Source organism: Variovorax sp. LjRoot290, from assembly GCF_964253985.1.
Taxonomy (GTDB): domain Bacteria; phylum Pseudomonadota; class Gammaproteobacteria; order Burkholderiales; family Burkholderiaceae_C; genus Variovorax.
Genome location: NZ_CAXURW020000001.1, coordinates 2,490,517 through 2,511,489, shown reverse-complemented (window position 1 = coordinate 2,511,489; position 20,973 = coordinate 2,490,517). Strand labels below are relative to the sequence as shown.

23 protein-coding genes are annotated in these 20,973 nt (G+C 67.1%); 12 read left to right on the top strand and 11 right to left on the bottom strand.

Features of this window, described 5'->3' with window-relative positions; translation table 11 throughout:
* The first annotated feature begins 2 nt into the window (after window positions 1–2).
* A complete protein-coding gene (gene adk, locus ACSQ9A_RS12605; protein WP_093107759.1) occupies window positions 3–659 on the top strand; it encodes an adenylate kinase in 657 nt (218 codons plus the stop codon).
* Here the strand turns inward: adk and ACSQ9A_RS12600 are convergent, their stop codons facing one another.
* Genes ACSQ9A_RS12600 through ACSQ9A_RS12590 form a run of 3 tightly spaced genes read right to left on the bottom strand, consistent with a single transcriptional unit; the run spans window position 660 to window position 2,571 of the window.
* Window positions 660–1,133 carry a DUF6152 family protein gene (locus ACSQ9A_RS12600; RefSeq protein WP_436303883.1) on the bottom strand — a complete coding sequence of 158 codons (474 nt, stop codon included), beginning with the start codon at window positions 1,131–1,133 and terminating at the stop codon, window positions 660–662.
* A 21-nt stretch (window positions 1,134–1,154) separates the two neighbouring features.
* The gene (locus ACSQ9A_RS12595; RefSeq protein ID WP_436303882.1) at window positions 1,155–1,571 is read right to left on the bottom strand and encodes a hypothetical protein; all 417 of its coding nucleotides are present in this window, start codon (window positions 1,569–1,571) and stop codon (window positions 1,155–1,157) included.
* Between the two features lie 4 nt (window positions 1,572–1,575).
* Complete coding sequence (locus ACSQ9A_RS12590) at window positions 1,576–2,571, bottom strand: asparaginase (RefSeq protein WP_436303881.1); 996 nt, start codon at window positions 2,569–2,571, stop codon at window positions 1,576–1,578.
* Between the two features lie 74 nt (window positions 2,572–2,645).
* Between ACSQ9A_RS12590 and lexA the strand changes: the two genes are divergently transcribed.
* From lexA to ACSQ9A_RS12570, 4 genes are all read left to right on the top strand, one after another.
* Window positions 2,646–3,320, top strand: a complete 675-nt coding sequence (gene lexA / locus ACSQ9A_RS12585; RefSeq protein WP_093107767.1) for a transcriptional repressor LexA — start codon at window positions 2,646–2,648, stop codon at window positions 3,318–3,320.
* 116 nt (window positions 3,321–3,436) lie between these two features.
* On the top strand, window positions 3,437–3,745 hold the full coding sequence (locus tag ACSQ9A_RS12580) for a hypothetical protein (protein ID WP_436290523.1): 309 nt from the start codon (window positions 3,437–3,439) through the stop codon (window positions 3,743–3,745).
* Between the two features lie 119 nt (window positions 3,746–3,864).
* A complete protein-coding gene (locus ACSQ9A_RS12575) occupies window positions 3,865–4,872 on the top strand; it encodes a D-2-hydroxyacid dehydrogenase family protein (RefSeq protein ID WP_436303880.1) in 1,008 nt (335 codons plus the stop codon).
* Window positions 4,869–6,041 (top strand): MFS transporter, encoded by a 1,173-nt coding sequence (locus ACSQ9A_RS12570; protein WP_436303879.1) that lies wholly within the window; start codon window positions 4,869–4,871, stop codon window positions 6,039–6,041. The genes ACSQ9A_RS12575 and ACSQ9A_RS12570 overlap by 4 nt, the downstream gene beginning before the upstream one ends.
* Here ACSQ9A_RS12570 and ACSQ9A_RS12565 read toward each other — a convergent pair.
* Together ACSQ9A_RS12565 and ACSQ9A_RS12560 are read right to left on the bottom strand one after the other, a co-directional pair.
* Window positions 6,031–7,341, bottom strand: a complete 1,311-nt coding sequence (locus ACSQ9A_RS12565; protein ID WP_436303878.1) for a type IV pilus assembly protein FimV — start codon at window positions 7,339–7,341, stop codon at window positions 6,031–6,033. The genes ACSQ9A_RS12570 and ACSQ9A_RS12565 overlap by 11 nt on opposite strands.
* A gap of 101 nt (window positions 7,342–7,442) precedes the next feature.
* Window positions 7,443–8,231, bottom strand: a complete 789-nt coding sequence (locus tag ACSQ9A_RS12560) for a hypothetical protein (protein WP_436303877.1) — start codon at window positions 8,229–8,231, stop codon at window positions 7,443–7,445.
* A gap of 83 nt (window positions 8,232–8,314) precedes the next feature.
* On the opposite strand from ACSQ9A_RS12560, the gene ACSQ9A_RS12555 reads away from it, so the two are divergent.
* Genes ACSQ9A_RS12555 through ACSQ9A_RS12535 form a run of 5 tightly spaced genes read left to right on the top strand, consistent with a single transcriptional unit; the run spans window position 8,315 to window position 13,803 of the window.
* Window positions 8,315–9,835, top strand: coding sequence for a 3-hydroxyacyl-CoA dehydrogenase (locus ACSQ9A_RS12555; RefSeq protein ID WP_093107777.1), 1,521 nt, complete (start codon window positions 8,315–8,317; stop codon window positions 9,833–9,835).
* Window positions 9,836–9,847: 12 nt separating this feature from the next.
* A complete protein-coding gene (locus ACSQ9A_RS12550) occupies window positions 9,848–10,627 on the top strand; it encodes an oxepin-CoA hydrolase, alternative type (protein ID WP_436303876.1) in 780 nt (259 codons plus the stop codon).
* Window positions 10,628–10,682: 55 nt separating this feature from the next.
* Complete coding sequence (locus ACSQ9A_RS12545; RefSeq protein WP_093107781.1) at window positions 10,683–11,402, top strand: Crp/Fnr family transcriptional regulator; 720 nt, start codon at window positions 10,683–10,685, stop codon at window positions 11,400–11,402.
* A 14-nt stretch (window positions 11,403–11,416) separates the two neighbouring features.
* The gene (locus tag ACSQ9A_RS12540; RefSeq protein ID WP_436303875.1) at window positions 11,417–12,505 is read left to right on the top strand and encodes a phosphotransferase; all 1,089 of its coding nucleotides are present in this window, start codon (window positions 11,417–11,419) and stop codon (window positions 12,503–12,505) included.
* 26 nt (window positions 12,506–12,531) lie between these two features.
* The gene (locus ACSQ9A_RS12535) at window positions 12,532–13,803 is read left to right on the top strand and encodes an acyl-CoA dehydrogenase family protein (RefSeq protein ID WP_436303874.1); all 1,272 of its coding nucleotides are present in this window, start codon (window positions 12,532–12,534) and stop codon (window positions 13,801–13,803) included.
* On the opposite strand, the gene ACSQ9A_RS12530 is transcribed toward ACSQ9A_RS12535, so the two are convergent.
* From ACSQ9A_RS12530 to ACSQ9A_RS12510, 5 genes are all read right to left on the bottom strand, one after another.
* Entirely contained in the window at window positions 13,804–14,271 is a 468-nt protein-coding gene (locus ACSQ9A_RS12530; RefSeq protein WP_436306289.1) for a GNAT family N-acetyltransferase, read from the bottom strand.
* Window positions 14,272–14,287: 16 nt separating this feature from the next.
* A complete protein-coding gene (gene glmM, locus ACSQ9A_RS12525) occupies window positions 14,288–15,622 on the bottom strand; it encodes a phosphoglucosamine mutase (protein WP_436303873.1) in 1,335 nt (444 codons plus the stop codon).
* Window positions 15,619–16,479 carry a dihydropteroate synthase gene (gene folP, locus ACSQ9A_RS12520; protein ID WP_436290528.1) on the bottom strand — a complete coding sequence of 287 codons (861 nt, stop codon included), beginning with the start codon at window positions 16,477–16,479 and terminating at the stop codon, window positions 15,619–15,621. Before folP ends, glmM begins: the two co-directional genes overlap by 4 nt.
* A gap of 58 nt (window positions 16,480–16,537) precedes the next feature.
* Complete coding sequence (ftsH, locus tag ACSQ9A_RS12515; RefSeq protein WP_093107792.1) at window positions 16,538–18,451, bottom strand: ATP-dependent zinc metalloprotease FtsH; 1,914 nt, start codon at window positions 18,449–18,451, stop codon at window positions 16,538–16,540.
* A 165-nt stretch (window positions 18,452–18,616) separates the two neighbouring features.
* On the bottom strand, window positions 18,617–19,285 hold the full coding sequence (locus tag ACSQ9A_RS12510) for an RlmE family RNA methyltransferase (protein WP_093107794.1): 669 nt from the start codon (window positions 19,283–19,285) through the stop codon (window positions 18,617–18,619).
* Window positions 19,286–19,305: 20 nt separating this feature from the next.
* Here ACSQ9A_RS12510 and ACSQ9A_RS12505 point away from each other — a divergent pair, with 20 nt between their 5' ends.
* The gene (locus ACSQ9A_RS12505) at window positions 19,306–19,785 is read left to right on the top strand and encodes a YhbY family RNA-binding protein (RefSeq protein WP_093107796.1); all 480 of its coding nucleotides are present in this window, start codon (window positions 19,306–19,308) and stop codon (window positions 19,783–19,785) included.
* 2 nt (window positions 19,786–19,787) lie between these two features.
* Entirely contained in the window at window positions 19,788–20,552 is a 765-nt protein-coding gene (locus ACSQ9A_RS12500) for a glycosyltransferase (RefSeq protein WP_436303871.1), read from the top strand.
* Here the strand turns inward: ACSQ9A_RS12500 and ACSQ9A_RS12495 are convergent, their stop codons facing one another.
* Window positions 20,553–20,966 (bottom strand): DUF4149 domain-containing protein, encoded by a 414-nt coding sequence (locus tag ACSQ9A_RS12495; protein WP_436303870.1) that lies wholly within the window; start codon window positions 20,964–20,966, stop codon window positions 20,553–20,555.
* Between the last annotated feature and the right edge of the window lie 7 nt (window positions 20,967–20,973).

Genomic DNA, 20,973 nt, shown 5'->3' with positions numbered 1-20,973 from the left:
CCATGAGACTGATTTTGTTGGGCGCCCCCGGGGCAGGCAAAGGCACGCAGGCAGCCTTCATTTGCCAGAAATACGGCATTCCTCAAATCTCGACCGGCGACATGCTGCGCGCCGCCGTCAAGGCCGGCACACCGCTCGGGCTCCAGGCCAAGGCCGTGATGGATGCCGGCGCCCTGGTGAGTGACGACCTGATCATCAACCTCGTCAAGGAACGCATCGCGTTGCCGGACTGCACCCAGGGCTTTCTGTTCGACGGCTTCCCGCGCACCATTCCGCAAGCCGAGGCCATGCGCTCGGCGGGCGTCAAGATCGACTACGTGCTCGAGATCGACGTGCCTTTTGCCGACATCATCGAACGCATGAGCGGGCGCCGCTCGCATCCGGCGTCGGGGCGCATCTACCACGTCAAGTTCAACCCGCCGAAGACCGAAGGCAAGGACGACCTCACGGGCGAAGACCTGATCCAGCGCGAGGACGACAAGGAAGAAACCGTGCGCAAGCGGCTCGAGGTCTACAGCCAGCAGACCCGGCCGTTGGTCGACTACTACTCGGCCTGGGCCAAGGCGGACCCGGCCGCAGCGCCGAAGTACCGCGCCATCAGCGGCGTCGGCACGGTCGACGAGATCACTCAGCGCGCGCTGGGCGCCCTCGGCAGCTGATCAGGCCGGGCTGGAGCGCAGCCCGTAGACCTTGCCGTCGGCGAACAGGTATTCGACGCGCATCACCGGCTCGCCCTTTTCTTCCTTGAAGGTGAAGCCCACTGCCGAGATGGTCGCGCCGGACTTGATCTCCGAAACCTTCCAGGCCTCCATTCGCGTCAGCGGCGCGAGTTCGAGCGTCCACTGGCGATCGGCGCGGCGCGGCGCGGTCGCCTTGGCAAGAAGTCCGGGGCCATCGACCGGCGCGCTCTGCGCGGGCGGCTGTCGCGTTGCGAGGTCTGCCGGCACCTTGAGACCCGGCGGAACCTCGATCACCAGCTCGGCATGCGGGTTCTGCCAACGCGCGCGCACGACCTTACCTTCCAGGTAGAGCGGACGCTCCTGGTCGAAGCTGCTCCAGCCGTGGTGCGCCCAGGCGAACGGCGCCGCGACGGGAAGGGATGCGGCGGCGATGACGATGCTGCGACGTTTCATCGGAAAAACTCCTTCTTCTCTTCAGTACGCGATCCAGCGGCCGCAGAACACGACGGCCAGCCAGATCGCAGTGGCCAACAACATCTGTACCCGCGCCAGCGCATCGAGTTTGCGCAAGGACCTTCGCGCGTGGAACCAGCCCGCGTTGCATCCGGCGGCCAGCAACAATCCCATCTTGATCACGAAGGCCCGGTTGGCGAGCAGTTCGGCCGGCTGGGTCGCGAACATCAGCGAGCCGCTGGCCGCCGCCAGCGTGAAGCCGCAGAGCGCGATCGACAGCGACAGCCTGGCCATCGCCTGCACCGGCAAGGCAGCCGCACGTCCGAACACCCGCAGCTCGAGCGCCACGAGATTGCCGAGCAGGAGTGCGATGCCGATGATGTGCACCGCCTCCAGCGCCGGATAGGCCCACGAGTGCGATTGCAGAGCGCTGAACATGGCCTCAATCGGCGGCCGGCTGATCTGCCATCAGCTCCAGCACCAGCGCGATGCGCGCCTTGACGGGAGTCAGTGCGCCCGCGTCACGCAAGAGTGCATTCGGCGCCGGCAGGATGCGGCCCTGCGTGCATCGCGTGGCGCGCACGACCGCGATGCCGGCAGCCTGCGCCCGCAGCGCGGCTTCTTCCAGCGCACGGTGCAAGGTGCCGTTGCCGGTGGCCGCGAGCACCAGGCCCTCTACCGGCTCGGCGGCGCCGGACTGGCGCTCGCGAATCAGTGTGTCGATCAGGCTGCCGCGCGCCTCCGCATGACTCATCACGATTTCCACATGGGGCCAGCGGGCGGCATTCGTCATCCGTTCGAAGAGCTCGCGCGCATCTTGTTGCGGCGATACCGGCCAGCTTCGGAGGCCGCGCACCGCGCCCTCCTCCACATAGGCCACCGGTCCCGCATCGCCGGAGTCGAAGGCGTCGAGCCGGTAGGTGTGGACCTTCTGGACGTCGAAGGCGCTGTGCACCGTGCCCGCGCAGACGGCCACCACGCCCAGCGCGCCGGGGCTGGACGCGACCGCAATCGCATCGCGCACGTTCTGCGGGCCGTCTGGCGACAGCGCGGTCGCGGGCCGCATCGCGCAGGTCAGGACCACCGGCTTCGACGGAGCCAGCACCGACTGCAGGAAGAAGGCTGTTTCCTCCAGCGTGTCGGTGCCATGGGTGATCACGAGGCCCGCTACGTCGGGCTCGGCGAGCCAATGGGCGCAGCGCTCGGCCAGCGTACGCCAGATCGCAAAGCCCATGTCCTTGCTGTCAATCTGCGCCACTTGCTCGGCCGCGAGTGCGATGCCTTCGGGCGCCTCGATGCCGCCCAGCAGTTCCGTCACGCCTACTTGCCCGGCCGTGTAGCCGATGTTGTCGCCGGCCGCCGTAGCGCGGCCGGCGATGGTGCCGCCGGTGCCCAGAACGATCACGCGGCGCTTGCCTTCTCGAAGGGTATCGACCATGTCTTGCCAAACTTCCGGAAACTGGTTAAAAATACAGGTACTGGATATTCAGCCAGTGCCGCAAGGAGTCATCAATGCAGTTCGCCGTCAAGCTTACCGCCCGCCAGCAGCAGATTCTGGACTTGATCCAGAGCGCCATCGCACGCACCGGCGCCCCGCCCACGCGTGCCGAGATCGCCGCCGAACTGGGCTTCAAGTCGGCCAATGCGGCCGAAGAACATTTGCAGGCCCTGGCACGCAAAGGCGTGATCGAACTCGTGAGCGGCACCTCGCGCGGCATCCGCCTCAAGGGCGACGCACTGCGCTCGCTGAACGAATCGCGCAACAACCAATTCTCCCTGTCGCTGCCCGGCATGGCCCAGCTCGCGCTGCCGCTGATCGGCCGTGTGGCTGCAGGCTCGCCCATCCTCGCGCAGGAGCACGTCGACCAGACCTACTACGTCGAGAACACCCTGTTCCAGCGCCAGCCCGACTATCTGCTCAAGGTGCGTGGCATGTCCATGCGCGACGCCGGCATCATGGATGGCGACCTGCTGGCGGTGCAAGCCACCAAGGAAGCCCGCAACGGCCAGATCGTGGTGGCCCGGCTGGGCGACGAAGTCACGGTCAAGCGCCTCAAGCGCAACAAGCAGGTCATCGAGCTGCATGCCGAAAACCCCGACTACCCCACCATCGTCGTTCAGCCCGGCGAGCCTTTCGAGATCGAAGGCTTGGCCGTAGGCCTGATCCGCAACACGATGCTCATGTAGGGGGTCCAAACCCCGGCCGCGACAGGTGGCGGGCGTATGGCCGAGGGCCATCACCCTGTAGCAGCCGATGAAAGCAATCCTGCCTGTGTTCAACCTCTGACTTTTCTGGAGTTCACATGGGAATCGCTCTTCTCAGCCTTGCTGATCTGTTCATGCCGCTGCAATCGCTGGCCGATCGCTGGATGCCTTCGCGCCGCAGGCGTTCGTCCGGCCTTCGCTATGTCGGCATTCGGCCCAGCTGTGCCTCTGCACCCGCGCCGACGCGTCCCCTGCGCGTGGTGCGCACGGTCGATGCGCAGCGCCCCGGCCAGAACGCGGGCCGCGTCGTGATCTCGGGCCGCATGGCGGACGTCTGCGCCGAACTCGATCGGCTGGCCGCCCTGGAAGCGGCGGACACCGTGCCGCGCGCCAGCCGCCTGCATTGAGCGAGGCGATGCCGATCGGCAATTGAAGCCGTACCGAGCCTGGGTTATCCCCGGGCAGCGTGCGCCTGTGGAACGCAGGGCACGGAGTACGCGGATGGTGCGAGGCACAATGGCATGCCATGAACATTGTGATCCTCGACGACTACCAGGACGCGGTGCGCAAGCTGCGCTGCGCTTCCAAGCTCGACGCGTACGCGGCCAAGGTCTACACCAACACGGTCAAAGGCATCGGGCAGCTCTCGGTGCGGCTCAAGGATGCCGACGTGATCGTGCTGATCCGTGAACGCACACAGATCTCTCGCCAGCTGATCGAGAAGCTCCCCAAGCTCAAGCTCATCTCGCAGACCGGCCGGGTCGGCAGCCACATCGACGTGCATGCGTGCACCGAGCAAGGCATCGCGGTGGCCGAAGGCACGGGCTCGCCGCTGGCGCCGGCCGAACTCACCTGGGCGCTGATCATGACGGCGATGCGCCGCTTGCCGCAGTACATCAGCAACCTCAAGCATGGCGCCTGGCAGCAGTCGGGGCTCAAGTCGGCTTCGATGCCTCCCAATTTCGGGCTCGGCTCGGTGCTCAAGGGCAAGACGCTTTGCATCTGGGGCTATGGGCGCATCGGCCAGCTGGTCGCACGCTATGGGCAGGCCTTCGGCATGCAGGTGGTGATCTGGGGCCGCGAGGAGAGCTGCGCCAGGGCACGGTCCGACGGCTTTCAGGTGGCACCGAACCGGGACATCTTTTTCAGCGTGGCCGACGTGCTGTCGATCCATCTGCGGCTGGCGGAGGAAACACGGGGCCTGGTCACCCTCGAGGATCTGTCGCGCATGAAGCCCACCGCACTGTTCGTCAACACCTCGCGCGCCGAGCTGGTCGAACAGGACGCGCTGCTCGCAGCCCTCAACCGCGGCCGGCCCGGGCTGGCGGCCGTCGACGTGTTCGAGAGCGAGCCGCCGCTGCAAGGCCATGCGCTGCTGCGCCTGGAGAACTGCATCTGCACCCCGCACATCGGCTACGTCGAGCAGGACAGCTACGAGATGTACTTCGGCCAGGCCTTCGACAACGTCGTCAGCTTCATCAAGGGCAACCCCACCAACATCGTGAATCCGGGCGCACTGCAGGTCCGCCGTTGAAACAGCCTGCGCTGCCGGCAGCTTTGTGGGCCCTGCTGGCGGGCAACTTCGTGATCGGGACGGGCGTGATGGTGGTGCCCGGCACGCTCAACGAACTCAGCACCTCGCTGCAAGTCAGCGCGGCTACCGCCGGCCAGTTGATCACCGCGGCGGCCGTCGTGATGTGCCTCGGCGCTCCCTTGCTGGCGGCCGTGGTCGCGGGCTGGGACCGCCGGGTGCTGCTCGCCTGCACCATGCTGTGGTATGCGGCAGGGCATCTTCTCGCGACGCTGATGCCGAACTTCGGCGGGCTGCTGGTGGTGCGCATGCTGACGGTCGTCGCGCCCGCGATCTTCACGCCGCAGGCGGCCGCCTGCGTGGGTCTGCTGGTGCCGCCCGAGCAGCGGGGCCGCGCCGTCACCTTCGTTTTTCTGGGATGGTCCATGGCCTCGGTGCTGGGCCTTCCGCTCGGCACGCTGATCGGCGGTCATTTCGGCTGGCGCACCGCGTTCGCGACGATCGCGCTCCTGTCGATCCTCAGCGCAGCCTGGATCTGGCGCAAGCTCCCATCGGGCATCCGGCCGGCCGCGCTGTCGCGCGCGGCCTGGGCCCAGGTGCTCAAGAGTCCGCTGCTGATGGGCGTCGTCTCCGTCACCGCGCTGCAAGGCACGGGCCAGTTCGTTCTGTTCAGCTATTTCGCACCCGTCCTCAAGCAAGTGCTGGGCGCGGACGCCACGGCACTGGGCCTGATGTGGGGCTGGTTCGGCGTCTGCGGCCTGCTCGGCAACATGCTCGTGAGCCGGTACATCGACCGCATGGGCGCCTCGCAGATGGTGCTGCTCACGACCTCGCTGATCGCGCTGAGCCTTCTTCTGTGGCCTCTGGGCGTGACGCTCGCGGGGCTGGCGCTGATCATCGTGCCCTGGGGCTTCGGCTGCTTCGCCACCAACTCGGCTCAGCAGGCACGCCTGGTCTCGATGGCGCCCGCGCTCGCGCCGGGCTCGGTGGCGCTCAACAGTTCCGGCATCTACGTGGGGCAAGCGGTGGGTGCCGCAGCCGGAGGCTGGCTGCTGGCCCATGACGCGATCGCCTGGATGAGCTGGGCGGGCCTGGCGATGGTGCTCTGCGCGCTGGCGCTCAGCCTGGCCGTCGACCGGGCGCAACGCCGCGCCCCGGCGTTCAGCGCTTGACCGGCTTGGGAGCTATCTCCGCCTCGGTGGCCGGATCGAAGAGCTCGAAATCGATCACGTGGGGATCGCTGGACGGTGCGGGCGGCGGCTTCGGCGTTTCGATCGGCGCTCGCATGGTTTCGAAGGCCGTCTTGTCGAATTCGGCGAGGTCCAGGTCGATGTCGGGCTTGGCGCGCGGCACCGGTGCGGCGCCTGCGGGAGGCGCCGGAAGCGGCGCATCCGGCACCAGCACGGTCTCATGGTGCAGGTGGTCGTCGATGGCGCCGTAGATCGAGGGGGGCAGCGTCGGGGCGTACTCGACGGCCTCGGGCGCGCTCTCGCGATCGAGCGGCGCAGGCGTCGTGGCCAGCTGGTCGTGGCCGAAGGTATCGACGAAGGAGTGCGGCGTGACGGGCGCAGGCGGTGCGCTGTTCGGATCGATCACTTCCTTGGCCACGGAATAGAGCAGCAGCAGCTCCTGGTAGGCCGCCAGGTCGAAGGCCTCGTCCTCGTGCGCGCCGGGCTTGCGGAATATCAGCTCCTCGATCAGCGCCAGGGTGCCCGGCGCAGGCCACTGCGATTCGATGCGCGCGAGGGTGCTGCGATAGTGTTCGAGACCCTTGCCCGTCTCGTTGAAATTCTCGAACGCCGGGACGTCGGCGTTGAAGGCCCGTTCGAATTCCTCCGCCAGGCGCGCATAGTCCTCCTTGCGCCCCAGCGAATGAAAAATCCGCAGCAGGTCCAGGTAGGCCAACGCGCTGGTGCCGGGATTGGTGGCGATGTGTTCGCGCAGCACCGCGATTGCCTGGTCGTGCTGGCCGAGCGAAAGGAAGAAGTCCGACTGCTGCTGCACGTCGAACAGCTCTTCGGTGTTGACCGGCCGCACCGGCGCGCCATCGGGCGTGCGTGCCGGCTGGGGTTCGGAATCGCCGAAGCCGCTGTCGTCGTCGGGCTCCAGGGCTGCAAAGGTCGCCGCGCCGAAGCTGGTGGCGTTCGCGCTGCGCCGCGGCGGCGGTACGGAGTCGACGTCCGGCTCCTCGTCGAGCAGTGCGCGCAAGGAACTCGGCCGCGTGGGACCGCCCTCGCCCTTCGACGGCGTCTCGCCCCACCAGGCCGGCGCTGCGGCTCGGCGCGCCATGCGCCACAGCAGCACGATCGCCACCAGCGCGATCAGCAACAGGGCGATCAGCGCGTAGACCAGTGGATTGCGGTAGCGGCTGTCGTGCGCCTGCGCGAGCTCGCTGCGCATCTCGAGCAAGGTGCGCTGGTTCTGCGCCGTCTGCTCGCGCAGCGCGGCCAGCGTGGCTTCCAGCGCTTGCATGCGTTGGGCCTCGCGCTGCGCCGCTTCGGGGTCGATGTTGAGCGCGCGCCACTCGGCGGCGGCCGCGGCGCGGCGCGCGAGGTCTTCGCTGGCCGGCAGCGTCAGTTGCGGGCTTGTCTTGAGGCCGGGCTGCGCGACGGGAACCGGTTCCAGCGTTTCGAGTTGGAGCCGGGATCCACCGGCGACGGCCCCGCGCCTCGGCTCAGTGGCTGCGACCGTCGGGACGGTGCGCGGCGCGGCCGCACGCGGTGTGGCGGGCGGTTGCGCCGCGGCGGCCCGGCGCGGCGCGGGCGCAGAGGCAGCGCTGGGACGCGGCGACGACCCGTCGGCGTCGCGCGCGTGCGCGCGGCGGGCGCCGCTGCGGTGCTGCGCCGCGCCGGCGCTGCGGTCGGGCCTTCGAGGCCGGACGATGCGCCCCCTGCCGCAGCACGCGATGGCGCGCGCGCGGGCGCTCGCGCCGGGGTCTCGGACGATGCCCTTGCACCCGAAGGCGGCGCAAGGACGGGCAGCGCGGGTTCGGACGGAACGTCGGCCAGCAGCACATAGCTGCGCGTCGACTTCGTATCGCAGCCGGCACGCACGTTCACATTGACCACGGGTTCGTCCACGGCGACGGTGGAACGGATATGGATGCGCGGGCTGCTGGCCTTCGGCCCCGGCTCCAGCGATACAGTCAGGCTCCGATCGGCAATGCGGGTGTCCCCCTGCACGACCTCGGCTTCGAGGCACAACGCGCCCCCATCTTCGGCAGCATCCAGCGAAAGCGGAATCACCACATCCAGCGGCTTGCCGATCCAGACAGCCCCTTGGGGCCGCCCGATCGTCAAGGCAGGCGAGTCAAGTGCGAGCCCGAATAGAAAGAGGGCCGCCGCCAGGCGTGGGAGTTGCAAAATGGTTCGAAAAAAGTAATCGAAAGTAGACATATTCTGGCATGGGCATCCGTGCCAGCCATCCTCAGAGAGACAATTATCAAATGACTGTGAACTTTTCCAATGTGGGCATCATCGGTGCCGGTGCCATGGGGCGCGGCATCGCGCAGATCGCCGCGCAGGCCGGGAGCGAGGTCCTGCTGCTCGACAGCTTCGAGGGCGCCGCGGTCCGCGGACGCGATGCCATCCTCGCCCAGTGGCAGAAGCAGCACGAGAAGGGAAAACTGGACGAGGCGCAGCGCGATGCACTGTCCGCTCGTGTCCGCGCCGTCGAATCGGTCCAGGCGCTCGCCGGCTGCGAGCTGGTGATCGAAGCCGTGGTCGAAGACCTCGAGGTCAAGCGCAAGCTGTTCAGCGAACTCGAAGCGGTGGTCGCGCCCTCGGCCGTGCTGGCGACCAACACCTCATCGCTCTCGGTCACCGCCATCGCCGCGGTGATGGCGCATCCGCAGCGCATGGCGGGCTTTCATTTCTTCAACCCGGTGCCCCTGATGAAGGTGGTCGAGGTCGTGGCCGGCTTCAAGACCGAGGCCGAGGTTTGCCGCCGGCTCGCGGGCTACGCCGCGCAGATGGGCCACAGCGCTGTGCAGGCCAAGGACACGCCCGGCTTCATCGTCAACCACGCGGGACGCGGCTACGGCACCGAGGCGCTGCGCATCGCCGGGGAAGGCGTGGCGGACTTCGCCACCATCGACCGCATCCTCAAGGACCAGGCGGGTTTTCGCCTCGGGCCTTTCGAGCTGCTCGATCTGACGGCGCTCGATGTTTCCCATCCGGTGATGGAGTCGATCTACCGCCAGTACTACGAGGAGCCGCGCTTTCGGCCCAGCGTGATCACCGCGCAGCGGCTCGCAGCGGGTGCGCTCGGTCGCAAGACCGGCGAAGGCTTCTATCGCTATGTCGACGGTGCGGCGCAGTTGCCCACCGAAGCGCCGGTGCCGACGGTCGACGCCGCCCCGGCCGTCTGGGTCTCGCCCCGCGCAGCACGGCGGCCCGATTTGCTGCGGCTCGTGCATGCGCTGGGCGCGCAGCTCGAAAGCGGCGCCACGCCCTCGCCCGCCGCATTGATCCTGGTCGCACCGCTGGGCTTCGACGTCACGACCGTCGCCGCCGTCGAACGGCTCGATGCGACGCGCACGGTCGGCATCGACCTGATGGTGGACGATGCAGCCACCAAGCGCCGCGTGCTGGCCACCAATCCCGCGACGCGGCGCGACGTGCGCGATGCGGCCCATGCGCTTTTCGCGCGCGACGGCAAGGCGGTAAGCGTGATCCGCGACAGCGGCGGCTTCGTCACCCAGCGCGTGATAGGCACCATCGTGAACATCGCCGCCGACATGTGCCAGCAGCGCGTCTGTTCGCCCGCCGACCTCGACGTCGCCGTTCGGTTGGGCCTCGGCTACCCTCAGGGTCCGCTGGCGATGGGCGACCTGTACGGGCCGACGAATGTGCTGGAAGTGCTCTTCAACCTCCAGACCGTGTATGGCGATCCCCGTTACCGCCCGAGCCCGTGGCTGCGCCGTCGTGGCGCACTGGGCCTGAGCCTCACGCATGAAGAAGAGTAAGAGACACCGACCATGACCGCAGAACTGAAAAGCACGAGCGAAGGACAGACCTTGGTGCTCACGCTCTCCAACCCCTCGCAGCGCAATGCGCTGGGCCCCGAGATGTACGCGGCCGGCATCGAGGCGCTCAGCGGCGCCGAGAACAGCGACGAGATCCGAAGTGTCGTGCTCGTGGGCGAAGGCGCATGGTTCTGCGCCGGCGGCTCCTTGCAGCGCCTTTCGGCCAATCGCGAGCGCGAGCCCGCAGTGCAGGCCGAGAGCATCGAGTCGCTGCACAACTGGATCGATTCGATCCGCACCTTTCCCAAGCCGGTGATCGCGGCCGTCGAGGGCGCCGCGGCCGGCGCCGGCTTCTCGCTCGCCGCGGCCTGCGACTTCATCGTCGCCGCGCGCGATGCAGTATTCGCCGCCTCGTACAGCACCGTCGCGTTGTCGCCGGACGGCGGCTTGAGCTGGCATCTCGCGCAGGCACTGCCTCGGCAGCTCGCGAGCGAATGGCTCATGCTCGGAGGGCGCATCGAGGCACAGCGCCTGCATGCGCTCGGCCTGGTGAATGAGATCACCGAGAGCGGCCAGGCCTTGAGTGCGGCGCTCGCGCTGGCGAACCGCCTCAACGCACGCGCGCCCAACTCGCTGGCCAGCATCAAGGAGCTGCTGAGCGAGGCGCGAGGCGCAACACTGGCTTCGCAGCTGTCGCAGGAACGCGACCACTTCGTGCGCAACCTGCACCACCGCAACGCCGGCATCGGGATCGCCGCTTTCCTCGCCAAGGAAACGCCGCGCTACGAGTAGCGGCACGTCGCTCTCGCGACAACCCTCAGCTTTTCAGTCACGCACAGGACAGTCCATGGACGACCCCATTCTTACCATCGAAGAACGTGAAGCGATCAATGGTGGTCGCTGGTTCTCTTCTCTTTCTCCATCGCTTCGTCACGACATCCTCCGATGTGCTTTCGTCAAACGCTACAAGGACGGCGAGCTGATCGCTGCACGCGGCGACCCGCCCGAGCAGTGGATCGCTTGCGCCAAGGGCGCGGTGCGCGTGAGTTCGACGGCGGTCTCGGGCAAGCAGGTCACGCTGACCTATGTGGAGCCGGGCATCTGGTTCGGCGACGTGGCGATGTTCGACGGCGACCGGCGAACCCACGACGCCTACGCGCATGGCGAGACCACGATCCTTTGCGTGGCGCGCGCCGATTTCCAGAAGATCCTGTCGAACCATGTCGAGCTTTACGAGGCACTGATGCGCCTGCAGGCGCGCCGCATCCGCCAGCTCTTCGGGCTGGTCGAGGATCTCAACACGCTGCCCTTGCGCGCCAGGCTCGCCAAGCAGCTCATCCACCTGGTTCGCAGCTACGGCGTGCCGAACCTGGCGGACGGCAGCCAGATGCGCATCGGGCTGCACCTGGCGCAGGAAGAGCTGGCGCAGCTGCTCGGTGCCTCACGCCAGCGCGTGAACCAGGAGCTCAAGGCCATGGAGCGCGAGGATGCGATCCGCATCGAGCCGGGCGGCCTGGTGGTGCTGGACCGCGCGGCGCTGATGCGCATTTCCGAAGCCGATCAATAAAAGACAGCAGAGACATGACCCAGGACTTCGACAACTTCGTCGGCACCCGCGCCGTATCCAAGCAGCACGTCTTCGACGTCGATGCGCTGACCGCCTGGCTCAACAAGAACCTGGACGGCTTCAAGGGGCCGCTCACGGTCGAAATGTTCAAGGGCGGCCAATCCAACCCGACCTACAAGCTGGTCACGCCGACGCAAAGCTACGTGATGCGCGCCAAGCCCGGCCCGGTCGCCAAGCTGCTGCCTTCGGCCCATGCGGTCGAGCGCGAGTTCAAGGTCATGAGCGGCCTGGCCGGCACCGGCGTGCCGGTGCCGCGGATGTACCGCCTGTGCGAAGACGAAGCCGTTATCGGCCGCGCCTTCTACGTCATGGAATTCATGGCCGGGCGCGTGCTGTGGGACCAGTCGCTGCCGGGCATGAGCAATGCCGAGCGGGCCGCCGTCTACGACGAGATGAACCGCGTCATCGCGGCGCTCCACACCGTGAAGTTCGCCGAGCGCGGCCTGGCCGACTACGGCAAGCCCGGCAACTATTTCGAGCGCCAGATCGGCCGCTGGAGCAAACAGTACGTGGCCTCGATCACGCAGCCCATCCCCGAAATGGACCGCCTGATGGAATGGCTGCCCGCCCACATCCCGGCCAGCGCGCGCGACGAGAAGATGACCTCGATCGTGCACGGCGACTACCGGCTCGACAACCTGATGTTCCACGCCACCGAGCCGCGCGCGATCGCCGTGCTCGACTGGGAACTGTCGACGCTGGGCCATCCGCTGGCCGATTTCAGCTACCACTGCATGTCGTGGCACATCGCGCCGGGTTCGTTCCGCGGCATCGGCGGCCTCGACCTGAAGAGCCTGGGCATCCCGACCGAGAGCGAATACATCCGCAAGTACTGCGACCGCACCGGCATCACGACGCCCGAGGCGCTCGCGACCGACTGGAACTTCTACCAGGCCTACAACCTGTTCCGCATGGCCGCGATCCTGCAGGGCATCGCCAAGCGGGTCGAGGCCGGTACCGCGTCGAGCGAGCAAGCTGTGGCCTCGGGCCGCGGTGCGCGACCGATGGCCGAGATGGCCTGGCAATTCGCACAACGGGCCTGAGCCTTCCCCATTTCAAAGGAGACCCCATGGATTTCGAATATTCGGCCAAGACCAAGGACTTGCAGAAGCGCGTCACCGCTTTCATGGAAGACCACATCTACCCGGCGGAAGCCGAGTACGCGGCCGAATTGGCCGCCAACAGCGCGGCCGGCAAGCGCTGGACCGCGCTCAAGACGGTCGAGAAGCTCAAGCAGAAGGCGAAGACCAAGGGCCTTTGGAACCTGTTCCTGCCGGTCGACAGCGCCGCTGCCTCGGGCTACGAAGGCGCCGGCCTCACCAACCAGGAATACGCGCCGCTGGCCGAGATCATGGGCCGCGTGCCATGGGCCAGCGAGGCCTTCAATTGCTCGGCGCCCGACACCGGCAACATGGAAACCATTGCGCGCTACGGCTCGGACGAGATCAAGGCGCGCTGGCTCAAGCCGCTGCTGGAAGGCGAGATCCGCTCGGCCTTCGCGATGACCGAACCGGAGGTCGCGTCGAGCGACGCCACCAACATCGCCACGCGCGTCGAACGGCAGGGCGACGAGTACGTCATCAACGGCCACAAGTGGTGGATCTCGGGCGCGGCCGATCCGCGCTGCGCGGTCTTCATCACCATGGGCAAGAGCGACCCGGAGGCGCCGCGCCACTCGCAGCAAAGCATGATCGTGGTGCCGGCCGATGCCAAGGGCATCCGCATCGTGCGCCCGCTCAACGTGATGGGCTACGACGACGCGCCGCACGGCCACGTCGAGATGTACTTCGAGAACGTTCGCGTGCCGGCCGGCAACATGCTGCTCGGCGAAGGCCGCGGCTTCGAGATCGCGCAGGGCCGCCTCGGCCCGGGACGCATCCACCACTGCATGCGCCTGATCGGCCTGGCCGAACGCGCCCTGGAGTTGATGTGCAAGCGCGCCTCGTCCCGCATCGCCTTCGGCAAGGCCGTCGCCTCGCAGACCGTGACGCAGGAACGCATCGCCGAGGCGCGCTGCAAGATCGACATGGCACGCCTGCTCACGCTGAAGGCCGCATGGCTGATGGACGTGGCCGGCAACAAGGTCGCCAAGAACGAGATCGCGATGATCAAGGTGGTCGCGCCGAGCATGGCTTGCCAGGTGATCGACTGGGCCATGCAGGTGCACGGCGGCGGCGGCATGTCCGACGACTTCCCGCTCGCCTACGCCTATGTCGGCGCGCGCGCCCTGCGCTTCGCCGACGGTCCGGACGAAGTGCACCGCAATGCGATCGCCAAGTGGGAGCTGGGCAAGTACGCCCCCGGCAAGGGCGACAGCGACATGCCCGTCACGCGCTTCTGATCAGAGCTTCTTCTGCAGGAACAGGGCCGAGCCGAAGGCCGGGTCGAGCTGGTAGCCGGCAAAGCCTTCACGCTCGTAGGCGCGCAGCGCGCTGCGGTTGCCTGAGAGCACCTCGAGCGTGAGCTTGCAGGCGCCACGCGCGCGAGCCTCTTCCTCGACACGCGCCAGCATGCGCTGCGTGACCCGCTGGCCGCGGTGGCTGGCCAGCACGACCACATCGTGCACATTGACCAGCGGCTTGCAGGCAAAGGTCGAGAAGCCTTCGATGCAGTTGACGAGGCCGATCGGCTGCGCTGCGTCGTAGGCCAGCACGCTGAAGGCCTGCGGCCGCGCGGCCAGCGCCTCGGGCAGTTCATCCAGGACCTGGGACGCCAGCGGCGTGCCGCCGCCGGCGGGATCGCGCGCATAGCTGTCCAGCAGCTCGACCAGCGCACGCGCATGCGCCGGGTTGCGGTAATCGGCGAGCATGACGTCGATCACGCGTTCAACCCGCTTCGACGGCCGCCACCAGGCGTCTTGCACAGGCCTCGGCCTGCGCTGCGTCGCGCGCCTCGACCATCACGCGCAGCAGCGGCTCGGTGCCGCTGGCGCGGATCAGCACGCGGCCTGCATCGCCCAGTTCGGCCTCGGCGCGCCGGGTTTCGGCCGCCAGCGCCTGGTTGGCTTTCCAGTCCTGCCCCTCGGCCAATCGGACATTGATGAGCGTCTGCGGAAAGAGCGTGACATCGGCCAGCAGCTCGTCCACGCGTTTGCCGCTGCGCTGGCAGGCCTGCAGCACCTGCAGCGCACTCACGATGCCATCGCCCGTCGTGTGGCGATCGAGCGCGAGCAGGTGGCCGGAGCCCTCGCCTCCGAGCAGCCAACGGCGCTTTTCCAGCTCTTCCAGCACATAGCGGTCGCCCACGCGCGTGCGCACGAACTCGATGCCCTGCTTGCGCAGCGCAACTTCGACCGCCTTGTTGGTCATCAGCGTGCCGACCACGCCAGAAGGTTTCTCGCCGCGCGCGATGCGCTCCATCGCCATCAGGTAGAGCAGTTCGTCGCCGTTGAACAGGCGCCCGCTCGCGTCCACCAGCTGCAGGCGGTCGGCATCGCCGTCGAGCGCAATGCCGTAGTGCGCGCCCTGCGCCCGGACCGCATCGATCAGCGCCTGGGGATGCGTGGCGCCGAAGCCCTTGTTGATGTTTAGGCCGTCGGGCGCGCAGCCGATGCTGATCACGTCCGCACCGAGCTCATGGAACACTTGCGGTGCCACCTGGTAGGCAGCGCCGTGGGCACCGTCGACCACCAGCTTCAGACCGCGCAGCGTCAGGTCGTTGGCAAAGGTGCTCTTGCAGAATTCGATGTAGCGGCCCGGCGCATCGTTGAGCCGGCGCGCCTTGCCGAGCTGTGCCGAATCGGCCCAGACGGGCGGCTCTTCGAGCGCGGCTTCGACCGCCAGCTCCCATTCGTCGCTGAGCTTGGTGCCATGTGCGCTGAAGAACTTGATGCCGTTGTCCGGATAGGCGTTGTGGCTGGCGCTGATCACGACACCCAGGCTGGCCCGCTGTGCGCGCGTCAGGTAGGCCACGCCCGGTGTCGGCAGTGGCCCCAGCAGCACCACGTCGACGCCGGCCGAGTTGAAGCCCGATTCGAGCGCCGACTCCAGCATGTAGCCCGAGATGCGCGTGTCCTTGCCGATCAGCACGGTCGGGCGCGCCTCCGTCTTCTTGAGCACGCGGCCGACGGCATGCGCGAGCCGCAGCACGAAGTCGGGCGTGATCGGCGCCTGGCCGACCGTGCCGCGGATGCCGTCGGTGCCGAAGTATTTTCTTGTCATGGATGTGGCTCCTGCAGTGCTTGTTGTTGTCGTTTCATCGCGCGCCATACGGCCAGCGCGGCGACCGTTTCGCGCACATCATGCACGCGCAGGATCGATGCGCCGCGCTCGACGGCCAAGACCGCCGCCGCCACGCTGGGCACCATGCGCTCGGCCGCCGATTCGATGCCGGTGACGGCGCCGAGCGAGGACTTGCGCGACCAACCGATCAAGAGCGGCCAGCCGGCGGCGAGCAGCTCCTGCTGGCGTGCGAGCAAGGCGAAATTCTGCGCCACGGTCTTGCCGAAACCGATGCCCGGGTCGAGCACGATGCGATCCGAACCGACGCCCAACGCCAGCAGTTCCTTCGCACCCTGCGTCAGGAAGGCACGCACCGCGGGGAGCACGTCGCCCTCCATGGGGGCCGCCTGCATGGTCTGCGGGTCGCGGTGCATGTGCATCAGGCAGACACCGCACGAGGGATGCGCTGCCACGGCCTGCCGTGCGCCGAGTTGCCGCAGCGCCCACACGTCGTTGACGATGTCGGCACCGAGCTCCAGCACCGCGCGCATCACCTCGGGTTTGTAGGTATCGACCGAGACCGGCACGCCCAACTTCACCGCCTCGCTCACCACCGGCAGCACGCGATCCAGTTCCTCCGCCAGCGGTACGGCAGGACTTCCGGGCCTCGTGGACTCGCCGCCGATGTCGAGGATGTCGGCGCCCTCTTCCACCAGTTGAACGCAATGCCGCACCGCGGCTTCGGTCGAGGCATGGGCGCCGCCGTCGGAAAAGGAATCGGGCGTGACGTTGACGATGCCCATCACGCGCGGCTGCGCGAGGTCGATGGCAAAGCGCGTCGTGCGCCAGATCGTCATACGCCCTTCCAAAGAAAAAACGGGGCCAGAGGCCCCGTCGATAGCCAAAGCATCATGCTCAAGCCGCTGTCGGCGCCGGATCCGGGTTCACCGCCGGCGTACCGCCGCTGCCGCCGCCCGAGGGCGGGATGCGCGGCGTCCAGTCCTTGGGCGGACGCGGTGCGCGGCCGGCCATGATGTCGTCGAGCTGCTCGGTGTCGATGGTTTCCCATTCGAGCAGCGCCTTGGCCATGGCGTGCATCTTGTCGCTGTTCTCCTCGATCAGGCGGCGCGCCAGGGCGTACTGCTCGTCGATGATGCGGCGCACCTCGGCATCGACCTTCTGCATGGTCGACTCGCTCATGTTGGTGGTCTTGGTGACCGAGCGGCCGAGGAAGACTTCGCCCTCGTTCTCGGCGTAGACCATCGGGCCCAGCGATTCGGTCATGCCGTAGCGCATCACCATGTCGCGCGCGATCTGCGTGGCACGCTCGAAGTCGTTGCTGGCGCCGGTGGTCATCTGGTGCATGAACACTTCTTCGGCGATACGGCCGCCGAACAGCATGCTGATCTGGTTCAGCATGTACTCGCGGTCGTAGCTGTAGCGGTCCTGCGCCGGCAGGCTCATCGTCACGCCCAGCGCGCGGCCGCGCGGAATGATGGTGACCTTGTGGACCGGGTCGCACTTGGGCAGCAGCTTGCCGATCAGCGCGTGGCCGGACTCGTGGTAGGCCGTGTTGCGACGCTCTTCCTCGGGCATGACCATGCTCTTGCGCTCGGGGCCCATGAAGATCTTGTCCTTGGCCTTCTCGAAGTCCTGCATCTCGACCACGCGCGCATTGCGGCGCGCAGCCATCAGCGCGGCCTCGTTGCACAGGTTGGCCAAGTCGGCGCCCGACATGCCCGGGGTGCCGCGCGCGATGATGCTCGGGTTCACGTCCTGGCCGAGCGGCACCTTGCGCATGTGCACGTTGAGGATCTGCTCGCGGCCGCGGATGTCCGGCAGCGTCACGTAGACTTGGCGGTCGAAACGGCCCGGGCGCAGCAGCGCGGCGTCCAGGATGTCAGGGCGGTTGGTCGCAGCGACCACGATCACGCCGAGATTGGTTTCGAAACCGTCCATCTCGACCAGCATCTGGTTGAGCGTCTGCTCGCGCTCGTCGTTGCCGCCGCCCAGGCCCGCACCGCGCTGGCGACCGACGGCGTCGATTTCGTCGATGAAGATGATGCAGGGGGCGTTCTTCTTGGCGTTCTCGAACATGTCGCGCACACGGGCCGCGCCCACGCCGACGAACATCTCGACAAAGTCCGAACCGGAAATCGAGAAGAACGGCACCTTGGCCTCGCCGGCGATGCCCTTGGCCAGCAAGGTCTTGCCGGTGCCGGGCGGCCCGACCAGCAGCAGGCCGCGCGGGATGCGGCCGCCGAGCTTCTGGAACTTGGCCGGGTCCTTCAGGAAGTCGACGACCTCCTTCACTTCCTCCTTGGCCTCGTCGCAGCCTGCGACGTCGGCGAAGGTGACCTGGTTGTTGTTTTCGTCGAGCATGCGCGCCTTGCTCTTGCCGAAGCTGAAGGCGCCGCCCTTGCCGCCGCCCTGCATCTGGCGCATGAAATAGACCCAGACGCCGATCAGCAGCAGCATCGGACCCCAGCTCACCAGCAGCGTCATGAGGAGCGAGCCCTCTTCGCGCGGCTTGACGTCGAACTTGACGTTATTGGCGATCAGGTCGCCGACCAGGCCGCGGTCGAGGTAGGTGGCCGTCGTGCGGATCTTGCGGTCGTCATTGGTGATCGCGACGATCTCGCTGCCGCCCTGGCCTTCCTGGATGGTCGCGCTCTTGATGCGGTTGCTGCGGACTTCCTCGAGGAAGTCGGAGTAACCGACATTGCCGGCGCCGGCGACGCCGCGGGTGTCGAACTGCTTGAACACAGTGAACAACACCATCGCAATGACGAGCCAGACGGCAACTTTGGAAAACCACTGATTGTTCAAACGAAGCTCCAGTCGAAAGCGCGTGACACGAAAAACAAAAAACGCGCTAGGGCACGCAATTGGCACCCATTTTAGGCTTTTCAACCTGCGAAATGCCGGAATTTCCCTATAGCAGCCATAGGACGCGCACGGTTTTGGAGGCAAATGCCGGCCGGCGCCCGGGTATCAATTCGTATCGACGTTCTTGAGCCCGATGCCCACCATGAAGGTCTCCGACGATTTGTCGCGCGAAGCCTTGGGTTTCAAGGGCTTTACCACCCGGAAGTTGCTCTTGAACAGCTGCGTCAGCTCGCTGTAGCCGCTGCCGTGGAAAAGTTTGGCGACCAGTGCGCCTTCAGGCTTCATGTGGTGGCGCGCGAAGTCGATTGCAAGCTCGATCAGATGCGCGACGCGGGCTGCGTCGGCCGAGGCGATGCCCGACAGGTTGGGCGCCATGTCGGACACGACGACGTCGGCGAGCCGGCCGTCCATGGCCTGCGCAAGCCGCTCCAGCACTTCGGCCTCGCGGAAGTCGCCCTGCAGGAAGGTCACGCCCTCGATCGGCTCCATCGGCAGGATGTCGAGCGCGATGATGATGCCGTCCAGCTCGCCGGCCGCTGCCCCGCTCGGCGACAGCCTGCGCCGCACATACTGGCTCCAGGCGCCGGGCGTCGAGCCCAGGTCGACCACCAGTTGCCCCGGCCGGATCAGGCCCAGCGTCTCGTCGATTTCCTTGAGCTTGTAGGCCGCGCGGGCCCGGTATCCCTCCCGCGTGGCCAGCTTCACGTAGGGGTCGTTGATGTGGTCATGCAGCCACGCCTTGTTGAGCTTCTTGGCTTTGGGTTTGGGATTCATTGACGCTCGATAATACGGGGATGCCCGCCATTCAACTTACCCCTGCGCAGCGCAAGGTGCACCGCTCCGAAGCGCACCATCTGGACCCGATCGTCATGATCGGCGGCGACGGGCTGACGCCGGCCGTCAAGAAGGAAGCCGATGCCGCGCTCAAGGCCCACGGCCTGATCAAGGTGCGCGTTTTCTCCGACGACCGCCCGGCCCGCGAAGCCATGCTGCAAACCCTGGCCGAGGACCTGAACGCGGCGCCGATCCAGCACATCGGCAAGCTGCTCGTGCTCTGGCGCCCCATCCCCGAAAAAGCGCGCGAGATCGACGAGGACCGCATGCCGGGTCCGCGCGACGTCAAGGTGATCAAGTACAGCAAGCGCGGAGGACAGCGCCCGGAGATCAAGACGCTTCGGGTGCTCGGCAACCAGCGGCTGACGCCCGGCGGCACCATCAAGCGTGCCAAGGCCAAGAAGCCGCTGTCGGTCAAGAAGCGTCGCCAGGCGGACTGAGGATGCCGATCGAGCCAACGGCAGCGCCGCAGCGTCACATCCTCTGCATGAAATGGGGCACGAAATACGGGCCCGACTACGTCAACCGCCTCTACGCGATGGTGCGTCGCCACCTGAGCGGCGACTTCAACTTCGTCTGCCTGACCGACGACAGCCAGGGCATCCGAAGCGAGGTGCAGTGCTTTCCGATCCCGCCGCTGGACCTCGAGCTCAAGCCGGGACAGGTCGACCGCGCCTGGAAGAAGCTGACCACCTTCGAACGGGACCTCTACGGCCTGCGCGGCCGGGCGCTGTTCATCGATCTCGACGTGGTCGTCGTGGGCAGCCTGGACGCCTTTTTCGAGCATCCCGGCGAGTTCCTGATCATTCACGACTACGCCCGTCCCTGGCGGCGCCGGCGCATCACGGGCAATTCGTCGGTGTACCGCTTCGAGCTCGGCGCACATCCCGACGTGCTGGCGCATTTCCGCGAGAACATGGATGCGGTGCAGGCCGAGTACCGCAACGAGCAGACCTACCTGTCGGATTTTCTCTACCACCAGGGCAAGCTGGCCTACTGGCCGGCCGAGTGGTGTCCGAGCTTCAAGTACCACGGCATTCCGACCTGGCCCACCAACTACTGGCGCGAGCCCTTCGTGCCCGAAGGCGCGCGCATCATGGTCTTCCACGGGGAATGCAATCCGCCCGACGCGCTGGCCGGGCGGCGCAACCGGCGCTTCCGCTTCATCCGGCCGGCGCGCTGGATCACCAGCTTCTGGAAGGCCTGATCAGTCGGGGCGGCGCCCCATGCGCCAGAGCAGCACTCCGGCGCAGAGCCACTGGCCGAGGTACATGGCACTGCCGAGCGAGTGCCAGAGCCCGAGGTTCTCCCGCGCCAGGATGCGGGGCGCGACGGCGTATTCCTGCAGCAGCGCCAGCAGCAGTGCCACGACGATCCAGGCAACGGCGACGCGTGACGATCGATCCACGCGGTCTTGGATCTTCGACCTGAAATAGGTCAGGAGCGCCAGTCCGCAGGCCAACGCAACCCAGCTCTGGGCCGCGAACAGCCGTCCCGCGAAATTGCCCGCCATGGCCGGATTCCCGAGCTTGGCGAACAGCATCGGCACGACCAGGAAGCCGATCGTCGTCAGGCTGCCCCACCAGAGGGCTGCCAAAAGCAGCGCGACGCGGTCCTTCACCCGTGAA